The sequence below is a fragment of the Mycobacterium farcinogenes genome (assembly GCF_019739075.1).
Classification (GTDB): Bacteria; Actinomycetota; Actinomycetes; order Mycobacteriales; family Mycobacteriaceae; genus Mycobacterium; species Mycobacterium senegalense.
The window spans coordinates 3,874,421-3,891,554 of the sequence record NZ_CP081673.1; the positions used below are offsets into that span (position 1 = coordinate 3,874,421).

Genomic DNA, 17,134 nt, shown 5'->3' on the forward strand with positions numbered 1-17,134 from the left:
GTGTGCCACATTCCCGCCTTGGGTTCAAGGCGTCTATGCAACAGCGGTTGGATTGAGTGGGTTGCAGAGTAGTGCGTCGAGGGTTTCGGCGGGCGTTTTCCAGCCGAGGGTCTTGCGGGGTCGGGTGTTGAGTTTGGCGGCGACGTAGTCGAGGTAGTCGGCCGGGAAGATCGAGAGATCAGCGCCTTTAGCAAAGTACTGGCGCAGTAGTCCGTTGGTGTTCTCGTTGGTGCCGCGCTGCCATGGGGAGTGCGGGTCGCAGAAGTAAATGTCGAGGTCGGCGGCCTTGGCGATGGCGGCGTGGTTGGCCATCTCCCTGCCCTGGTCCCAAGTCAGCGTGCGGCGCAGGATGGCCGGCAGTTGGGCCATCTTGGCTACGATCGCGTCCTGGACGGCTTCGGCGGTGTGGTTGTCGGGCAGGTGCAAGAGCATGACGAAACGCGAGGTGCGTTCCACGACGGTGCCGATCGCCGACCCCGAGGCGGTACTGCCCAGAATGAGGTCCCCCTCCCAGTGCCCGGGGATCGCACGATCTTCCACCTCGGCGGGCCGCTCACTGATACTGACCATGCCGCGCAGACGACCGCGACGCTGGTCGGGGCGCCCCTGCGGCTTGCGCAATGCGCGTCCGGTGCGTAGGCAGGTGTGCAACTCGCGACGTAGATTTCCCTTGCCCTGCAAGTAGATTGACCGATAGATCGTTTCGTGAGACACCCGCATCTCCGCATCGTCGGGGTAGTCGATGGTCAACCGCGCCGCGATCTGCTCGGGACTATGCTCGTCGAGCAGCTTGGCCTGCACCTCATCATGCAACACCTGATTGCGGGCCAGCTTGCCCGGCTGCGGACGACGAGCGCGCTCCTCCGACCGCGACTGTGCCATCAACGCGTCGTAGCGGACAACCGCAGTCTTGCCGCTTTGACGTGCTCCGAACGCCTCCTTGCGTCGATAGCCGGACTTACGTCCGTCGTTGTGATCGACACCGTTGACGTCGAGTTCGTACTTGATCGTCGACGCAGCCCTGCCCAGCCGTTTACCGATCGAGTTCAGCGACTCGTTGACTTTGACTCCGATCTCGATCTGGATCCGCTCAGCGAGCGTCAGCCGTGGTCGAGGACCCGACGACTTAGGCATACGGAATTGAGGTTTCACCCCGCCAGCGTCGGCGAACCAGCGAACCCCCGTAGCGCACGACACGCCGACAGCCGCACCGGCTTCACCAGCGGTGCAACCCGCACCGACACAACCCCAGAACTCCCGAACAACACTCGACAACGGTGGACGCGGCATAGCAGCACTTCCCATCAGAATCAGCTGCTATTGCAACGACGCCTAGAAACCGCCCGCGATTCTTGGCACACGAGCCGACGCTCACCGCGCTTACAGCAGCACCAGGCCCACCGCCGCGGCACTGGCCGCACACATCGACGGGCCGTGCGGAACCGTGCGGATACCGCGCACAGCTGCGCCGAGTGCCAGGCATGCGGTGAGCAACGGCGCGGCCAGCGCCGCCAGCAGCCACACGTCGGCGCCGAAGGCGCCGGTCATCGCGCCGAGACCGACCGCGAGTTTGACGTCGCCGCCGCCCATCGCCCGCGGCGCGGCCATATGCACCAGCAGGTACAGCACCGCCAGCGCCGCGCCCCCGGCCAAGGCGGCCAGTCCACGCCCGGCCAGCGCCGCGGCCACGGGAATCAACACGGCTCCCGGCATCGTCAGCCAGTTCGGTAGCCGCCGTTCGGCGATGTCGTAGCCACTGAGCACCAGCAGCCAGGCGCCCGCGACCACCGTCAACCCCGCCCCCATCAATCGAGGCTAAGGCCGCAGCAGCGCGTCCCTCATCGCCTCTTTGGGTGCCGGCATCCCGGTGAACTGCTCCACCTGGGCGAAGGCCTGGTTCAGCAGCATCTGCAGGCCGTTGATCGCCTCGCCGCCGGCCGCCTCGACAGCCGCGGCCAGCGGTGTCGGCCACGGGTCGTAGATGGCATCGAGAACCCGCGGCACCGCGGCCAGCGTGTCCGCGTACGCGGCGGCCGCGTCGGCCGGAATGGTGCTGACAGCCGAGTCGGCGGTGGCGACCGCATCGGTCAGGGCGCTGCCGGCGATGTCGCACCAGCTGCCCTGCGCACCGCAGCGGTTGGCCAGGTCCACCAAGCGCGATGCCTTGCCCTCGTCACGGGCGACGATCGTGATCCGCTGCGCTCCCAGCTCTGCCAGGGCGACGACGGCGGCCGGGGCGGTGCCGCCGGATCCGATCACCAGAGCGCAGTCGCCGGCGGCGCCGAGCGCTCCGACGACGCCGTCGATATCGGTGTTGTCGGCGCGCCAGCCGCCCGCGGGTAGCTGGACCAGAGTGTTGGCAGAGCCCACCAGCTGGGCCCGGTCGGTGCGCTGATCGGCGAACTCCAGGGCAGCGAACTTGCCCGGCATGGTGACCGACAGTCCGACCCATTCCGGGCCCAGGGCGCTGACGAGGCCGGGCAGCTGTTCGGCCGTGCACTCGATGCGCTCATAGGTCCACGACGGCAGGCCCAGCGCCCGGTACGCGGCCAGGTGCAGCTGCGGCGAGCGCGAGTGGGTGATGGGTGAGCCGAGGACGGCGGCTTTACGGCTAGCGGGCACTGTCGAGGACACCGTTGTGCTGCGCCTGTTCGATATTGGCCAGGTGTTGCTCATAGTCGCGGGTGAACAGCGTCGTGCCCTGCATGTCGATGGTCACGAAATACAACCAGTCCCCGTCGGCGGGATGTTCGGCCGCGGCCAGTGCATCGGTGCCGGGTGAGCAGATCGGGGTCTGTGGAAGTCCTTGGCTCATATAGGTATTCCAGGGCGTCACCTTGGCCCGGTCGTCATCGGTGGTCGCCACTTCCTGGCGATCCAGCGGGTAGTTCACGGTCGAGTCGAACTCGAGCTTGCGATGTTCGGCGAGCCGGTTGTAGATCACCCGGGCGACCTTGGCGAAGTCCTGTGGTTTGGCTTCACGTTGCACCAGGGAACCGACGGTGAGGATCTGATACGGCGACATCTGCATTGCCGCGGCGGTGTCGAGCAGACCGCTCTGGGTGTAGAGCGTGGCGCTGCCCGCGATCAGGCTGGACAAGATTTCCTGCGCCGAGCCCGCGGGATCGACATTCCAGGTGCCGGGCGCGATCAGCCCCTCCAGCCGCCGATGATCGTTGGGCATCGCGGCGACGGGAGCCGCCGCCCAGTCCGGTACCGCCAGCGCGGCGGCGGGCGCCGTCTGTGCGGCCGCGCGGAGCGCGTCGACCGGAACGCAGCGCTTCTTGCCGTCGAGTTCGACACAGGAGGCCTGCGAGATCAGCGTGAAGACGCCGTCGGTGACGGCCTTGGTCTTGACGTCGGCGGTGTCGTCGAGCTGACGGCCTTCCGGGATGGTGAGCTTGCCCACCCGGCTCTCCGGATCAGCAAGACGCTCAACGGCATCGGCGGCCGGAATCTCGGTCCGCAATTTGTAGAAACCGGGCTGGATCGCCGAGATCGCCTCGTTCTTGTGCGCCGCGTCGACGAAGGCCTTGACCGTGGCGACCACTTTCTTGCCCTGAAGGGTCTTTCCGATGGCGGTCGTGGAATCGCCGTCGTGAACCTGGACCACGACATCGGCCACACCGTCACCGGCGTAGTCGTTGGCGCTGCCGGACATGCTGTGCCACAGCTTGGAACCCAGGAATACCGCACCGATCATCACCACGATGAGCGCTGCGATGGACAGGCCCCTGGTGGTGCGTCGTTTGCGGTCGTTGCGGGCTTTGCGGGCCCGCTCGGCCTTGCTCAGCCCGCGCCGCGGTGGTCCGACCGTTGCGGGCTTCGCTTTGTCGGCACCCCACTTCTCAGCCATCCATGCCCTCTCCGCGCGCAGCCAGGGCCGCACGTCGCTGATCCAGCCAGCTCTGCAGAATGCCCACCGCAGCGGCCTGGTCGATCATCGCCTTCTGTCCCTTGGCCCGAACCCCCGCCTCACGCAACGACCGTTGAGCCGTCACAGTAGTGAGCCGCTCGTCGGCCATCCGCACCGGTATCGGAGCGATTCGACGTGCCAGCAGATCGGCCAGTTCGACGGCGTCGACGGCTGAGCTGCCGGCGCGGTCGGCGAGCGTGCGCGGCAGTCCGACGATGACCTCGACCGCCTCGTACTCGCCGATCAGCTTCACCAGTCGTCGCAGGTGCTTGCCCGACCGGTCCCGCTTGTCCCGCTGCACGGTCTCGACCGGGGTGGCCAGGATTCCGTCGGGATCGCAACTGGCGACGCCGATGCGCACTGTTCCGACGTCGATGCCGATGCGCCGTCCGCGTCCGGGGTCGTCGTCCCCTGGGCGGTCCGGTAGCCGGTCGTCGACCGTGTCGGACACGAAGCTAGCCTCGGCCGATCTCGGCGCGCAGCGCGGCCAATGCCGCGTCGATACCCGCCGCCCCCTTACCTGAACCTTGTGCCATGTCCGCTTTACCGCCGCCACGCCCGTTGACCGCCGCGCTGAACGGTTTGACCAGCTCGTTGGCGCGCAGACCCAGATCCTGTGCCGCCGGGTTGACCGCGACCACGAACGGCACCGCGTCGTTCTCGCCCTCGGCGATCAGCGCGATCACCGCCGGGTCGTTGCCGAGCTTGCCCTTGATGTCGCCGACCAGGGTGCGCAGATCACCGCCCGACATGCCGCCGGCCATCCGCTGGGCCACGACCCGGACCTTGCCGATGGTCTCGGCGCCCGCGGCCGCGTTGGCCGCCGCAGCCCTGGCGTTGGCCAGTCGGGCCTTCTCCAGTTCCTTCTCGGCGGCCTTGAGCCGCTCGACCAGGTTGGCCACTCGAGCGGGCACCTCTTCGGAGGGCACCTTGAGCGACGAGGCCAGGCCGGCCATCAGCGCGCGTTCCTTGGCCAGGTGCCGGAAGGAGTCGAGGCCGACGTAGGCCTCGACACGACGAATACCGGATCCGACCGAGGATTCGCCGAGGATGGTCACCGGACCGATCTGGGCGGAGTTGTGCACGTGCGTACCGCCGCAGAGTTCCAGCGAGAACGGGCCGCCGATGTCGACCACCCGCACCTGGTCGGGGTAGTTCTCCCCGAACATCGCCATCGCGCCCATCGCCTTGGCCTTGTCCAGGGCGGTGACGAAGGTGTTCACCTGGTAGTCGGCCTCGACGGCCTCGTTGGTGACCTCTTCGATCTGGGTGCGCTGGTCGTCGGTGAGCGCCCCCTGCCAGTTGAAATCGAACCGCAGGTAGCCGGGGCGGTTCAGCGAACCGGCCTGAACGGCGGTGGGGCCCAAGACCTGTCGCAGCGCGGCGTGCACCATGTGGGTGCCGGAGTGGCCCTGGGTGGCGCCGTGGCGCCACTTGGGATCCACTGCGGCGGTGACGGTGTCGCCTTCGACGAACTCGCCGGATTCCACATTGATCCGATGCGCCCACAGGGTTTTCGCGATCTTCTGCACATCGGTGACGGCAGCCTTGGCCGCGACCGACGAGCCCGTCCCGGAAATCGTTCCTTCGTCGGCGATCTGGCCGCCGGACTCGGCGTAGAACGGGGTGCGGTCCAAAATCAGCTCGACCCGATCGGCATCCAGGCCTTCGTGGGTCACCACGGGCACCCGCTTACCGTCCACAAAGATGCCGAGAATCCTTGCTTCAGTGGACAATTCGTCGAAACCGGTGAACTCGGTGGGACCGGCGTCGACCAGCTCGCGATACGCCGAGAGATCGGTGTGGGCCTGCTTGCGGGCGGCGGCGTCGGCCTTGGCGCGCTGACGCTGCTCGGCCATCAGCGTCCGGAAGCCCTGCTCGTCGACGGACAGGCCGGCCTCGGCGGCCATCTCCAGCGTCAGGTCGATCGGGAAGCCGTAGGTGTCGTGCAGGGTGAAGGCGTCGGCGCCGGACAACGTGGATTTTCCGGCGGCGCGCGTCGACTTCGCGGCGTCGTCGAACAGCCGCGAACCCGCGACCAGGGTCCGGTTGAACGCGGTCTCCTCGGCGACGGCGATCCGGTTGATGCGCTCGAAGTCGTTGACGAGCTCCGGGTATGAGGGACCCATCTCATCACGCACCGTGGTCATCAACTGGCTCATGATGGGCTGCTCGACTCCGAGCAGCTTGGCCGCGCGGATGATGCGGCGCAGCAGCCGGCGCAACACGTAGCCGCGACCCTCGTTGCCGGGGCTGACCCCGTCGCCGATGATGATGGCCGCCGTGCGGCTGTGGTCGGCGATGATGCGGTAGCGGACGTCGTCGGTATGGCTGCCCTGGCCATACCCGCGCGGGGCGATCCCGGCGACCAAATCGATCACCGGACGCACCAGATCGGTCTCGTAAACGTTGTCGACGCCCTGCAGCAGGCAGGCGATGCGTTCGACACCCATCCCGGTGTCGATGTTCTTGCGCGGCAGCGGGCCGAGGATCTCGAAGTCGTCCTTCGAGGTGCCCTCACCGCGCTCGTTCTGCATGAACACGAGATTCCAGATCTCGATGTAGCGATCCTCGTTGGCCTCGGGCCCACCCTCGATCCCGTATTCCGGGCCGCGGTCGTAGTAGATCTCCGAACACGGACCACACGGCCCGGGAATGCCCATCGACCAGTAGTTGTCGGCCATACCGCGGCGCTGGATGCGATCGAGCGGCAACCCGGCGACTTCCTGCCACAGCTGAATCGCCTCGTCGTCGTCCAGATAGACCGTTGCCCACAGCCTTTCCGGGTCGAATCCGTAGCCGCCCTCGCTGACCGGGTTGGTCAGCAGGGTCCAGGCCAGCTCGATGGCGCCCTTCTTGAAGTAGTCGCCGAACGAGAAGTTGCCGGCCATCTGGAAGAAGGTGTTGTGCCGGGTAGTGATGCCCACCTCGTCGATATCGGGAGTCCGGATGCACTTCTGCACGCTGGTGGCTCGATCCCACGGCGGCGTCCGGGCGCCGAGGAAATAGGGCACGAACTGCACCATGCCGGCGTTGACGAACAGCAGGTTGGGATCGTCGAGGATCACCGAGGCGCTGGGCACCTCGGTGTGGCCCGCTTTCACGAAATGATCGAGGAAGCGCTTCCTGATCTCGTGTGTCTGCACGTTGCTCGTGTCCTCGTGTTCGTGGGTGGCTGGGGTTGCGCGGCAACCACCAGTTCGACCGCTTTACATTACCGTTCTGCGTGTTCGCCCCGAAAAGGCGACGAGCGTCACTGCCCCAGAAAGCTCAGTCGGACGCTGCGTTGCGGGTTGTCCCGGTTCAGGTCGACCAGCACCACGCTCTGCCAGGTTCCCAGCAATGGACGACCCGCCTGGACCGGCAGCGTGACCGACGGGGACACCAGGGCGGGCAGTACGTGGTCGGCGCCATGGCCGAACGAACCGTGGCTGTGCCGGTAACGATCGTCGCGCGGCAACAACCGTTCCAGCGTATCGAGCAGGTCGTCGTCGGAGCCGGCACCGGTTTCGATGATCGCGACCCCCGCGGTCGCATGCGGGACGAACACGTTGCACAAACCGTCGCGGTGCGAGCCGCAGAACTCACGCACCGAGTCGGTGAGGTCGACGATGCGCCGCCGCGAGGTGTCCACGTCGATCACGTCGGTATCCATCAGTCCAGCCTACGAGTCAGCCGCCACACCATTGCTCGCCGCGACACACCGGAGGAAGGTGGAGGTGGAACCGGTGGCGCCACCGGGGCGCCGCCCTGGCACGGAAGGGGTGGATCGTGTTCGCACGTTCAACCACGATCGCAGCGCGCGCCCAGGCCATCGACGCCGGCATCGCCCATGTTCGTGACGAGGTGATGCCGGCCCTCGACGACGTGGACGGCTGCGTCGGCCTGTCGCTGATGGTGAACCGGGAATCAGGCGACTGCGTCCTGACGACGGCCTGGCGGTCCGAAGACGCCATGCACGCCAGTGCCGCCGCGGTAGCGCCGATGCGCCACCGTGTGGTGGAGACATTCGCCGGGAGCGCCACCGTCGACGAATGGGAGATCGCGGTGGTCCACCGCGAGCAATATTCCGGGCCGGGCGCTTGTGTACGGGCCACCTGGCTGCGAACCCGCCCCGAACTGTTCGACCGGGCCCTGGACTTCTACCGCGCCTCGGTATTGCCGGCGATGGAAGACCTCGAGGGCTTCTGCAGTGCCAGCCTCATGCTCGACCGGGCTTCGGGACGAGCGGTGTCCTCGGCCACTTTCGACAGTCCAGAAGCAATGGACCGCAACCGCGACCAGGCCAGGGCGTTACGTACCGCCCGCCTACGTGATCTGAGCGCCGATCAGATCGATGTCGGCGAATACGAGCTCGCACTCGCCCACCTGCGGGTTCCCGAGATGGCCTGACCGAGAAGGCGTCAGAATTGACGGCACCGTTTGGACGGTGAATGCCCGGGGTATCTCCCCTCCAGCCCAATACAGCCCTGGAGGAGAAATGACCATCACCGGCATCATCAGCGCGATCTTGATCGGCATCGTCGTCGGCCTGATCGGCCGCCTGATCGTTCCCGGCAGACAACCCATCGGGATTCTGGTGACGATCCTGGTCGGCATCGTGTCGGCGTTCATCGGCAGCGCGATCGCCCGTGCACTCGGCATCCCGACGATGACCAGCGGCATCGACTGGCTCGAACTGCTCGTCCAGGTCATCGTCGCCACCATCGGTGTGGCGCTGGTGTCCGCGTTCATGGGACGCGGCAGGACCGGCCTTTTCGGCACCCGCCGGTCCGGCCTGATGCGCTGACCATCTAACCCGACCACGGTCCCGGTTGAATCTTCAACCGGGACCGTGGTTTTCGTTCGTCCCGTCAGCGCCGCACGCGCCGAATGATGGCCCGTAACTTCTCCACCCGGGTGGCGAGCTCGCGTTCGAAACCGCGACCGGTCGGCTGGTAGTAGTCGACCCCCACCAGGTCGTCGGGTGGATACTGTTGCGGCACAACGCCGTCCGGATGATCGTGGGCGTACTTGTATCCCACGGCGTTGCCGAGCTTCTGCGCTCCCGAGTAGTGGCCGTCCCGCAGATGCGGCGGCACCAAACCGGCCTTGCCGGCTCGGATGTCGTTCATCGCCGCACCCAGGGCGGTGGTCACCGCGTTGGATTTGGGCGCGGTCGCCAGATGGACTGTCGCGTGCGCCAACGTCAGTTGCGCCTCGGGCATCCCGATCAGCTGCACGGTCTGCGCGGCGGCGACCGCGGTGGGCAGCGCGGTCGGGTCGGCCATCCCGATGTCCTCGCTGGCCAGGATCATCAACCGGCGCGCGACGAATCGGGGGTCCTCCCCCGCCACCAGCATCCGAGCCAGGTAGTGCAACGCCGCATCGACATCGGAGCCACGCACCGACTTGATGAATGCGCTGATCACGTCGTAGTGCTGATCGCCGTCGCGGTCGTAGCGCACGGCGGCCTTGTCCAGTGACTGCTCGATGATCTCGACGGTGATGGTGCCGCCCGCGCCGCCTGCGGTTTCGGCGGCCACTTCCAGGGCGGTCAGGGCGCGGCGGGCGTCGCCCGAGGACAGCCGCACCAGCAGTTCGACGGCCTCGTCGGTGGCCTCGACGGCACCGCCGAGCCCGCGCGGATCGGCCAGTGCCCGGCGCACCACGGTGCCGATGTCCTGGGCGCTCAGCGGCTGCAGCTGCAGGATCAGCGAGCGCGACAGCAGCGGCGCGACGACCGAGAACGACGGGTTTTCCGTGGTCGCGGCGACCAGCAGGACGACCCGGTTCTCCACCGCCGCCAGCAGTGCGTCCTGCTGCGTCTTGGAGAACCGGTGTACCTCGTCGATGAACAGCACGGTCTGTTCGCCGTGGACCGCGGCCCGCCGCGCTGTGTCGATCACGGCGCGGACCTCCTTGACGCCGGCGCTCAGCGCCGACAGGGCTTCGAACCGCCGACCGGTGGCCTGCGAGATCAGCGAGGCCAGCGTGGTCTTTCCGGTGCCGGGCGGGCCGTAGAGGATGACGGATGCGGCGCCGGATCCTTCGACCAGGCGCCGCAACGGCGAACCGGCCTGCAGCAGGTGGGTCTGGCCGACTACCTCGTCGAGGCCGGCCGGGCGCATCCGCACCGCCAGCGGCGCCGACGAGCGATCGGGCGAGGAGCCCCCCAACCCCGAAGCGGGCGCCGGTGCACCGGACCCCGCGGATGCGGGCTCACCGGGCACGTCGAACAAACTGTCGGACACGCCTTCTGCTTACCACGCCGACACGACGGGCTACGCCGGTGCGGTCACGAAATCGATGAGTTCCTCGACCCGGCCGATCAGCGCGGGCTCCAGATCGTTCCAGTCCCGCACCCGCCCACGGATCCGCTGCCAGGCCCGGGCGATGTCGGCCTGATCCTGATGCGGCCAGCCGAGCGCTTCACAGATGCCGTGTTTCCACTCGATGCTGCGCGGCACGGTCGGCCAGGCCTTCATCCCGAGCCGGGCCGGTTTGACGGACTGCCAGATATCGACGAACGGATGCCCGACCACCAGGGTGTGCTCCCCGCCGGGGCCGCGCCGTACCGCCTCGGCGATCCGCGCCTCCTTGGACCCGGTGACCAGGTGATCGACCAGCACGCCCAAACGCCGGCCCGGTCCGGGCGCGAAGTCGGCGACGATGTCGGCCAGGTCGTCGACGCCGCCCAGATATTCGACGACGACGCCCTCGATGCGCAGATCAGCACCCCAGACCTGTTCGACGAGTTCGGCGTCGTGGCGGCCTTCGACGTAGATCCGGCTGGCCAGCGCGACCCGGGCCTTGGCGTTCGGTACCGCCACCGAACCCGACGCCGTGCGGGCCGGTGCCGCGGCCCGTTTGGGTACGACGAGGCTCACCGGCTTGCCGTCGATGAGGAACCCCGGCCCCATCGGGAATGCCCGTACCTTGCCTCGGCGGTCTTCGAGCTCGACGCGGCCGCCCTCGATTCGCACCACGGCACCCACGTAACCGCTCTGGGCGTCCTCGACGACCAGGCCCTTCTCCGCGGGCTGTTCCTTCGATCGAGTCAGCTTCGGGGTGTGCGGGTTTCGGGACAGGATGTCGGATCCGTAGCGATCAGTCACGCGGCGATCCTAGAAACGCCCGCTGAAAAGCCGACGTTGCGACATACCATCGTGACCGTGCTGTTAACTCGCACGCTCGCTACCGCGTCCGCTCTGGCGCTGGTGTGCTCGATGAGTGCGTGCGCTCCGCAGCAGCCGCCGGATTGCGGCGTGGCGGGAATGACCGTGTGTCCCAAGCCGGTAGACGACAACCTGCCGAACGTCGCCGACATGCTGACCTGGGATCAGTCGCAGCGGGTGGTCGGATTCCGCAACGACTACCGGGCTTACCCAGGTGACCTGTTCCGTCACGGCGATCCGTTCCCGCTTCCCCGCGCCGAGCACCAGTTGACCGACGCGTCATACACCGTCGACGGAATCACCCACCACCTGGACGACTATCTGGCTCGCCAGAGCGTCACGGGGATGCTGGTGCTCAAGGACGGCGAGATCGCCTATGAGCACTACGGTGCCGGCAACGGTCCCTCGACGCTGTGGACATCGCGTTCGGTCGGCAAGTCAGTGGTGTCCACGCTGGTCGGCGTCGCGGTGAAAGAAGGCGCGCTCGGTTCTCTCGATGATCCGGTGACGAAGTACGAGCCCGATTTCGTCGGGACCGCGTTCGACGGAGTTACCGTGCGTCAGCTCATGACGCACACCTCCGGGATCGACTGGAACGAGGATTACACCGACCCGGGTTCGGATTTCGCCAAACTCACCGCATGCGAAGCCGCCGACGACACCTACCGGTGCGTGTTCGGATTGGTACACGGCCTCAAACGGAAACCCGGCGTCGAGCCCGGCGAGGTGTGGTCCTACACCACAGGTGGCGCCTGGTTGCTCGGAGACCTCCTGGAGAAGGCCACCGGTACCAATCTCGCCACGTATCTGCAGGACAACATCTGGAAACCGTTCGGCATGGCCGACGACGGGGTCTGGCATTCCTACGAACTCGGCCGACACGACATGGGAGGCCACGGATTCAACGCCACCCTCACCGATTGGGGTCGCTTCGGGCTGTATGTGATGCGCAACGGTGAACTGCCCGACGGCACGAAGACCCTGCCCGAAGGGTGGGTCCGCGATGCGCGGACGTGGACAACAGCGCGGAATTCGGTAACCGCGAGCCACCCTGAAGGCAGCTACGGCTATCAGTGGTGGAACAACAGCATCGCCGCCGACGCCGGTGACGTGAGCCCACCACGTACCCCGGCCATGGCGGAAAACCTCTGGGCGCTCGGCATATTCGGCCAAGTGATCATGGTCGATCAAGCCCAGCAGCTGGTGATCGTCCAATGGTCGACGTGGCCGCAGGCCGAACCTGCCTTCGACACCCTGCCACTGGAGACGTCGTTGATGTTCAGCGCGATCGCCGCCGAACTCAACCGGCGGTGACCTCGTCGATGACGGTGTGGACGAACCGCATCTTCTCCAGCACCGCCGGAGCCAATACGAACGGGTACAGATCGTCATGGCCCATCGACCGGTTCACCATGTTCAGCGACCAGGCCAGCGGCAGCCACATCTCGATGATGGTGTCGAACCCGGCCGGGCCGAGCAGGCGTCGGCCGAAGGAGCCGCCGGCCGGGGCGAATCCGAAAGCCGCCGCGGTGTCGAGGGTGTCGCGGATGTGCAGGTAGTGGGCGAAGGTCTCGGCCCAGTCCTCGGCGGCGTGCATGGTGGCATAGGACGACACGAAGTCGTCCTCCCAACCCGGTCCGGGCCCGTCTTTGTAGTGCCGGTCCAATGCCTCCTGGTAGTCGGCATCTGGGTCTCCGAACAACTCACCGAACCGAGCGGCGTAGTCCGGTGACGGGGCGACGAGGCGATAGAAGTAGTAGTGCCCGATCTCGTGGCGGAAATGGCCGAGCAGCGTTCGGTACGGCTCGTCCATCGCGATCCGCAACTGCTCGCGGTGCACGTCGTCGCCCTCGGCCAGGTCCAGGGTGATGACACCGTTGTGGTGTCCGGTGTAGACCTTCTCGAACTCGCTGGAGAGCAGGTCGAACGCCAGCCCGAATTCGGGGTCCTCGTCGCGCCCGACGATCGGCAACTTGAGTTCGTGCAGTTCTGCGATCAACCGGCGTTTGGCCCGCTCGGCCTCGGCGAACGACGTCAACGCCGTGGTATCGGTGTCGGCGGGCCGGGTCCTGGTGAGCCTGCACGATGCACACAGCGGCTGGCCGCCGATGCGGACCAGCCAATTGCATTCGGCCAGATGCAGATTCGCGCACAATTGGTACTGCTTTTCGTCGACCGCACCGGCGTGGCCACCCTCGTCGGTATCGGTGATCACGAGCAGGGCCATGTCGTCGAGCGAGAAACCCAGCGGGCTTCGGCACGACAGGCACAGCGAGTTCTCGAACGCCAGGCGCTGACCGCAGTTCGGGCAGTTGAAATCACGCATGTAACAAAGGCTCTCGATCAGGCGGGCAGGGAGCCACGTCCACCGAAACCTCGATCACGCTACTGAGGGAATCGGTGTAGATGATGCCACGCAACGGGGGTATGTCGGCATAATCGCGACCGAAGCCGGCCACGATATAGCGTTCGTCGACCATCTGGTCGTTGGTGGGGTCCATTCCCAGCCAGAGGTTCTGCGGAGTCCACACCGACGCCCAGGCATGGGTCGCATCCACGCCGATCATCCGTTCCTTGCCGGGCGGTGGATCAGTGGCCAGATAGCCGGAGACATAGCTTGCGGCCAGGCCGTTGGCCCGCAGACAGGCGATGGCCAGCCGAGCGAAGTCCTGACACACTCCCTCCCGCGCCGCCAGCACCTCGGCCACCTGGGTGGACACCGTCGTCGAACCGGTCCGATAAGTGAAGTCGGCGTAGATCCGCGACGTCAGGTCCCGCAGCACCTCGATCAGTGGCCGTCCCGGCACGAAACTGGGTGCGGCGTAGGCGCGCACGGCGTCGGTGATCTCCGGCGGCGCCAGGTCGAGCACGAACTCTGCGGCCAGCGCGCCGTCGCCGCCCACCGGGCGGGCCAGCTCCCACGGCGCCCTCGCGGATGCACCCGAATAATGTTCTGGGGCAGGCGGATCCACCTCGACAACGGATCGGCTGGTGATACTGAGGGTACGGTGCCGCTCGGTGACGTGAAAATACGAGCTGATGTTGCCGTAGGCATCTCGGCTGGTGGAGCTGTCGGCGGCCTCGGGGGCGATCACCAGTTCATGGGCCACGCAGCGTTGCCACGGCAGTTCACGCGGGGTGAGAAAGCCGCGGCCGTACGAACTGGTGACATCGTCGGAATAGCGATACACGGTGCGGTGGGTGATTCCATAGCAGCGGGTCACCGGCGCGCCTGCGGGTTCGGTCATGGCACCACCCGCCGTTCGTCGGGCCCCCACAACGGCTGCATCCCACCGGGCAGGGACAGGTGCGCCGCGGTGATGACACCCGAGAGATCCCGCAGACCGGCGTGCACACCGTCGAGCAGGCCGGCCAACTCCGTTCGGGTCCCGTCGTCGGCGACCTCTTCGAGATCCGCCGGATCGAGCCGACGCACCCGAGTGACCAATTCGTCGAGCAGCCGTTCGGCACGTGAGGATCCCGATGCCCCTGGCAGCGGTTTGAGATCAGATCGGATGCGCTCCAACTGATAGATCAGCGACCGCGGGTTCTCGGCATCGAACAGCACGAGTTCGGCGATCGCGGAGATGCTGATCTGGCCGGGATTGCGCCGCCGGTAGATCACCGAGGATTCGCACACCACCAGGACCGACTCGGCCACCGCGCGTTCGGCTGCAACACTGCGCGTCGTCGCCAATGTCGTGCGCAGCAGCGCGGTCAGCGCCAGTCCCCGCTCGATCCGCTTGCCCAGGTCCATCATGGTCCAGCCGACGTCCTGGACCATCGACTCCGCGGCCACTCCGGACATCGCCAGCATCCCGGACAGCGTCTGACTGTGCGCGGTCGCCAGATAGGCCTCGGCGACGCTGGCCGATCCGGGCGGGACGGCCGATGGCCGCAGCACCGCACGTTCGACGCCGGCCAGCACCATCCAGGTGTCATTGGACATCTGGTCGCGTACCGCCCGGGCCGCCAAGCCGAGTCGTTCCACCGACTGGGCGAGCGATCCCGGCCGATGCCGGTCGGCGGTGACCGACCACAGCGTGCTCGGGGCGATCGCGATCACCTCGTGGGCGTCGGCGGCGTCACCGGTGTCGGTGCCCGTGATCGAGCCGATCGCCTCCAGCAGAACAGGGACACAACGGCTTTCCTCGAGATCGGGGCGGTACCGGTATTCGTGGTAGCGCTCTCGGGTGACCGTGAGCAGCCGCGCCATACCCTCGGAGCGTTCAGCGTAGCGACCCATCCAGAACAGGTCCGAGAGCACACGCGGCGAACTGACCGTCCTGGTCGGGCTGGGCAATGTCGCCCCGGAAACCAGCTCGACCGAGACCACCGGGATCCGCTCGGCCGTGACGCGTTGCGGCGTCTGTACCCAGACATCTTTGGCGGCAAGGGTATTCATCCGGTAGGCCGCGTTTCCGGGAGCCAGCACGTAACCCAGCCCACCCGTCATCGGGGCATATCCCCCGCGCTGCGCAACGGTGAACAACCGCATGCCGACATTGCCGGGCGAAAGCCCCTTGGATCGATAATTGGTTGGCGCGGTGGAGAACTCAGGAACCTCCTGCCCGACCCACCGCGCGGGGTCAGCTTCGATTCGCGCTGCCAACTCTTCGCGGTCGGCGGCCGTGAGCGTCGGCCCGACAATCGTCGCACCGCCGTTCACCGGCCGGATCAACAACGACGAGAGCTTGGCGAGCAGATGAGAGCGCTCGATGTCGATTCCGCCCCAATACATCGGTGCGGTCGACAGTTGCGGCGTCTCATCGAGCAACAACTCGGCCAGCTGCGGTAAAAACCTTGCCAGACCGGGGCTTTCCAGAATTCCACTGCCCAGTGTGTTGACCACCGTGACCGAGCCGCGCCGCAACGCCTCGACCAGGCCGGCCACGCCGAGGCGGGAATCTGGGCGCAGGTCCAGTGGATCCACATAGTCGGCGTCCACCCGACGCAGTACGACGTCGACGCGTTTGAGAGTGCCCAGTGACCGCATCCACAGCATGCCGTCGCGGACCACGAGATCGGCACTTTCCACCAGCGGGAAGCCCAGCACGCCGGCCAGATAAGCCTGGTCGAAGGCCGTCTCGGAATGGATCCCTGGACTGAGCACGACGACCATCGGCTCGTCGGCCGACTCGGGAGCCGCATCGAGAAGCGCCAGCCGCAGCGCCTGAGCCCACGGCGACGCGGGTCGCGGGCCGACCCGCTCGTACAGGTCGGGCGCCGCATGCGCGATCACCCGGCGATCGGCCAGCGCATAGCCGGCACCCGAGGGCGCCTGCGTCCAGTCCGCGTTCACCATGAATGCGCCGTCGTCGCCACGGCTGACATCGCAGCCGTGGAGGAACAACTGATGGCGCCCGGGCACCACGATTCCGCGGGCGGCCCTCAGGTATCCGGGGTGGGCGAACAGCAACGGCGCCGGTAGCACCCCGCTGGTGATCGAACGGCGCGCACCGTACAAATCGGTCAGCACCGCATCGAGCAGCCGGGACCGCTGCACCAGACCCGACTCCAGGCCGTCCCAATCGGTGGCGGAGATCATCAGCGGCAGGGCATCGAGATGCCAGGGGCCCGGCAGCGCGGTCCCCTCATCGTCGGTGATGACCTCTCCCAGGCGGTCCACCTGGATGTAGGTGATGCCGTCGTTGTCCACGAGACCGCCCACCACGGCCCGGAGCCGGTCCAGGCCGTCACGACCGCGCTCGCCGATGCCCGCCGCCAGCGCGCCCCAGGCCGGGCGGACATTGCCCGATGCGTCGACCATCTCGTCGTAACCGGCGCCGGCACCGTCGTCGCGCACATCGAACAACGCGCGCTGGGCCCGCGACCGGCGGTAGGCGGCAAGCACGCCGTCGACGTCGATGCCGTCGGCGGCGCCACTCGCACCGGTGTGCAGGGCAACACCGGTGGCCTGAGCGGACTCCGGTGAGCCGTTCGCGCGAAGAACCATCAGTCAAGAACGGTACGCAACCGGCCGAGTTCAGGGCTTGCTGGCGCACCGAGATCAGCGAATACGGCCGGATTCGGCCGGCGCTGGTTGAATTCGTGGGGCAAC

General features: G+C 67.0%; 15 protein-coding genes. 3 read left to right on the top strand and 12 right to left on the bottom strand.

Features of this window, described 5'->3' with window-relative positions:
- Nucleotides 1–33: 33 nt before the first annotated feature.
- From K6L26_RS18390 to K6L26_RS18420, 7 genes are all read right to left on the bottom strand, one after another.
- Nucleotides 34–1,290, bottom strand: coding sequence for an IS30 family transposase (locus tag K6L26_RS18390; RefSeq protein WP_435405340.1), 1,257 nt, complete (start codon nucleotides 1,288–1,290; stop codon nucleotides 34–36).
- A 90-nt stretch (nucleotides 1,291–1,380) separates the two neighbouring features.
- A complete protein-coding gene (locus K6L26_RS18395; protein ID WP_085140522.1) occupies nucleotides 1,381–1,806 on the bottom strand; it encodes a prepilin peptidase in 426 nt (141 codons plus the stop codon).
- A gap of 9 nt (nucleotides 1,807–1,815) precedes the next feature.
- Nucleotides 1,816–2,676, bottom strand: coding sequence for a shikimate dehydrogenase (locus K6L26_RS18400; protein ID WP_047040058.1), 861 nt, complete (start codon nucleotides 2,674–2,676; stop codon nucleotides 1,816–1,818).
- On the bottom strand, nucleotides 2,612–3,856 hold the full coding sequence (locus K6L26_RS18405) for an endolytic transglycosylase MltG (RefSeq protein ID WP_036387739.1): 1,245 nt from the start codon (nucleotides 3,854–3,856) through the stop codon (nucleotides 2,612–2,614). The genes K6L26_RS18400 and K6L26_RS18405 overlap by 65 nt, the downstream gene beginning before the upstream one ends.
- Nucleotides 3,849–4,367: a Holliday junction resolvase RuvX gene (gene ruvX / locus K6L26_RS18410; protein ID WP_019344427.1), complete on the bottom strand. Its 519-nt coding sequence runs from the start codon at nucleotides 4,365–4,367 to the stop codon at nucleotides 3,849–3,851. Before ruvX ends, K6L26_RS18405 begins: the two co-directional genes overlap by 8 nt.
- Before the next feature lie 4 nt (nucleotides 4,368–4,371).
- Entirely contained in the window at nucleotides 4,372–7,062 is a 2,691-nt protein-coding gene (gene alaS / locus K6L26_RS18415) for an alanine--tRNA ligase (RefSeq protein WP_076212387.1), read from the bottom strand.
- A gap of 107 nt (nucleotides 7,063–7,169) precedes the next feature.
- Entirely contained in the window at nucleotides 7,170–7,571 is a 402-nt protein-coding gene (locus K6L26_RS18420) for a secondary thiamine-phosphate synthase enzyme YjbQ (protein ID WP_019344425.1), read from the bottom strand.
- Between the two features lie 116 nt (nucleotides 7,572–7,687).
- Between K6L26_RS18420 and K6L26_RS18425 the strand changes: the two genes are divergently transcribed.
- Together K6L26_RS18425 and K6L26_RS18430 are read left to right on the top strand one after the other, a co-directional pair.
- Complete coding sequence (locus tag K6L26_RS18425; protein WP_221851080.1) at nucleotides 7,688–8,308, top strand: antibiotic biosynthesis monooxygenase; 621 nt, start codon at nucleotides 7,688–7,690, stop codon at nucleotides 8,306–8,308.
- 88 nt (nucleotides 8,309–8,396) lie between these two features.
- Nucleotides 8,397–8,705: a GlsB/YeaQ/YmgE family stress response membrane protein gene (locus K6L26_RS18430; RefSeq protein ID WP_019344423.1), complete on the top strand. Its 309-nt coding sequence runs from the start codon at nucleotides 8,397–8,399 to the stop codon at nucleotides 8,703–8,705.
- 64 nt (nucleotides 8,706–8,769) lie between these two features.
- On the opposite strand, the gene K6L26_RS18435 is transcribed toward K6L26_RS18430, so the two are convergent.
- Both K6L26_RS18435 and K6L26_RS18440 read right to left on the bottom strand, forming a co-directional pair.
- On the bottom strand, nucleotides 8,770–10,149 hold the full coding sequence (locus tag K6L26_RS18435) for a replication-associated recombination protein A (protein WP_221851082.1): 1,380 nt from the start codon (nucleotides 10,147–10,149) through the stop codon (nucleotides 8,770–8,772).
- Between the two features lie 30 nt (nucleotides 10,150–10,179).
- Nucleotides 10,180–11,013 (bottom strand): DUF3097 domain-containing protein, encoded by an 834-nt coding sequence (locus K6L26_RS18440; protein ID WP_221851084.1) that lies wholly within the window; start codon nucleotides 11,011–11,013, stop codon nucleotides 10,180–10,182.
- A 57-nt stretch (nucleotides 11,014–11,070) separates the two neighbouring features.
- Between K6L26_RS18440 and K6L26_RS18445 the strand changes: the two genes are divergently transcribed.
- Nucleotides 11,071–12,387: a serine hydrolase domain-containing protein gene (locus K6L26_RS18445; protein WP_221851085.1), complete on the top strand. Its 1,317-nt coding sequence runs from the start codon at nucleotides 11,071–11,073 to the stop codon at nucleotides 12,385–12,387.
- On the opposite strand, the gene K6L26_RS18450 is transcribed toward K6L26_RS18445, so the two are convergent.
- Genes K6L26_RS18450 through K6L26_RS18460 form a run of 3 tightly spaced genes read right to left on the bottom strand, consistent with a single transcriptional unit; the run spans nucleotide 12,374 to nucleotide 17,029 of the window.
- Nucleotides 12,374–13,399: a zinc-binding metallopeptidase family protein gene (locus K6L26_RS18450; RefSeq protein ID WP_064898603.1), complete on the bottom strand. Its 1,026-nt coding sequence runs from the start codon at nucleotides 13,397–13,399 to the stop codon at nucleotides 12,374–12,376. The two genes, K6L26_RS18445 and K6L26_RS18450, sit on opposite strands and share 14 nt — an antisense overlap.
- A complete protein-coding gene (locus K6L26_RS18455; protein ID WP_221851087.1) occupies nucleotides 13,392–14,321 on the bottom strand; it encodes a transglutaminase family protein in 930 nt (309 codons plus the stop codon). The genes K6L26_RS18450 and K6L26_RS18455 overlap by 8 nt, the downstream gene beginning before the upstream one ends.
- The gene (locus K6L26_RS18460) at nucleotides 14,318–17,029 is read right to left on the bottom strand and encodes a circularly permuted type 2 ATP-grasp protein (protein WP_221851089.1); all 2,712 of its coding nucleotides are present in this window, start codon (nucleotides 17,027–17,029) and stop codon (nucleotides 14,318–14,320) included. The genes K6L26_RS18455 and K6L26_RS18460 overlap by 4 nt, the downstream gene beginning before the upstream one ends.
- Nucleotides 17,030–17,134 lie beyond the last annotated feature (105 nt).

Bases quoted from the DNA above. Each gene is read 5' to 3' on its own strand.
- K6L26_RS18395 (WP_085140522.1), bottom strand. From the start codon at position 1,806: ATGGGGGCGGGGTTGACGGTGGTCGCGGGCGCCTGGCTGCTGGTGCTC.
- K6L26_RS18400 (WP_047040058.1), bottom strand. From the start codon at position 2,676: ATGAGCAACACCTGGCCAATATCGAACAGGCGCAGCACAACGGTGTCC.
- K6L26_RS18430 (WP_019344423.1), top strand. From the start codon at position 8,397: ATGACCATCACCGGCATCATCAGCGCGATCTTGATCGGCATCGTCGTC.
- K6L26_RS18450 (WP_064898603.1), bottom strand. From the start codon at position 13,399: ATGCGTGATTTCAACTGCCCGAACTGCGGTCAGCGCCTGGCGTTCGAG.
- K6L26_RS18455 (WP_221851087.1), bottom strand. From the start codon at position 14,321: ATGACCGAACCCGCAGGCGCGCCGGTGACCCGCTGCTATGGAATCACC.
- K6L26_RS18405 (WP_036387739.1), bottom strand. From the start codon at position 3,856: ATGGCTGAGAAGTGGGGTGCCGACAAAGCGAAGCCCGCAACGGTCGGA.
- K6L26_RS18390 (WP_435405340.1), bottom strand. From the start codon at position 1,290: ATGCCGCGTCCACCGTTGTCGAGTGTTGTTCGGGAGTTCTGGGGTTGT.
- K6L26_RS18420 (WP_019344425.1), bottom strand. From the start codon at position 7,571: ATGGATACCGACGTGATCGACGTGGACACCTCGCGGCGGCGCATCGTC.
- K6L26_RS18460 (WP_221851089.1), bottom strand. From the start codon at position 17,029: ATGGTTCTTCGCGCGAACGGCTCACCGGAGTCCGCTCAGGCCACCGGT.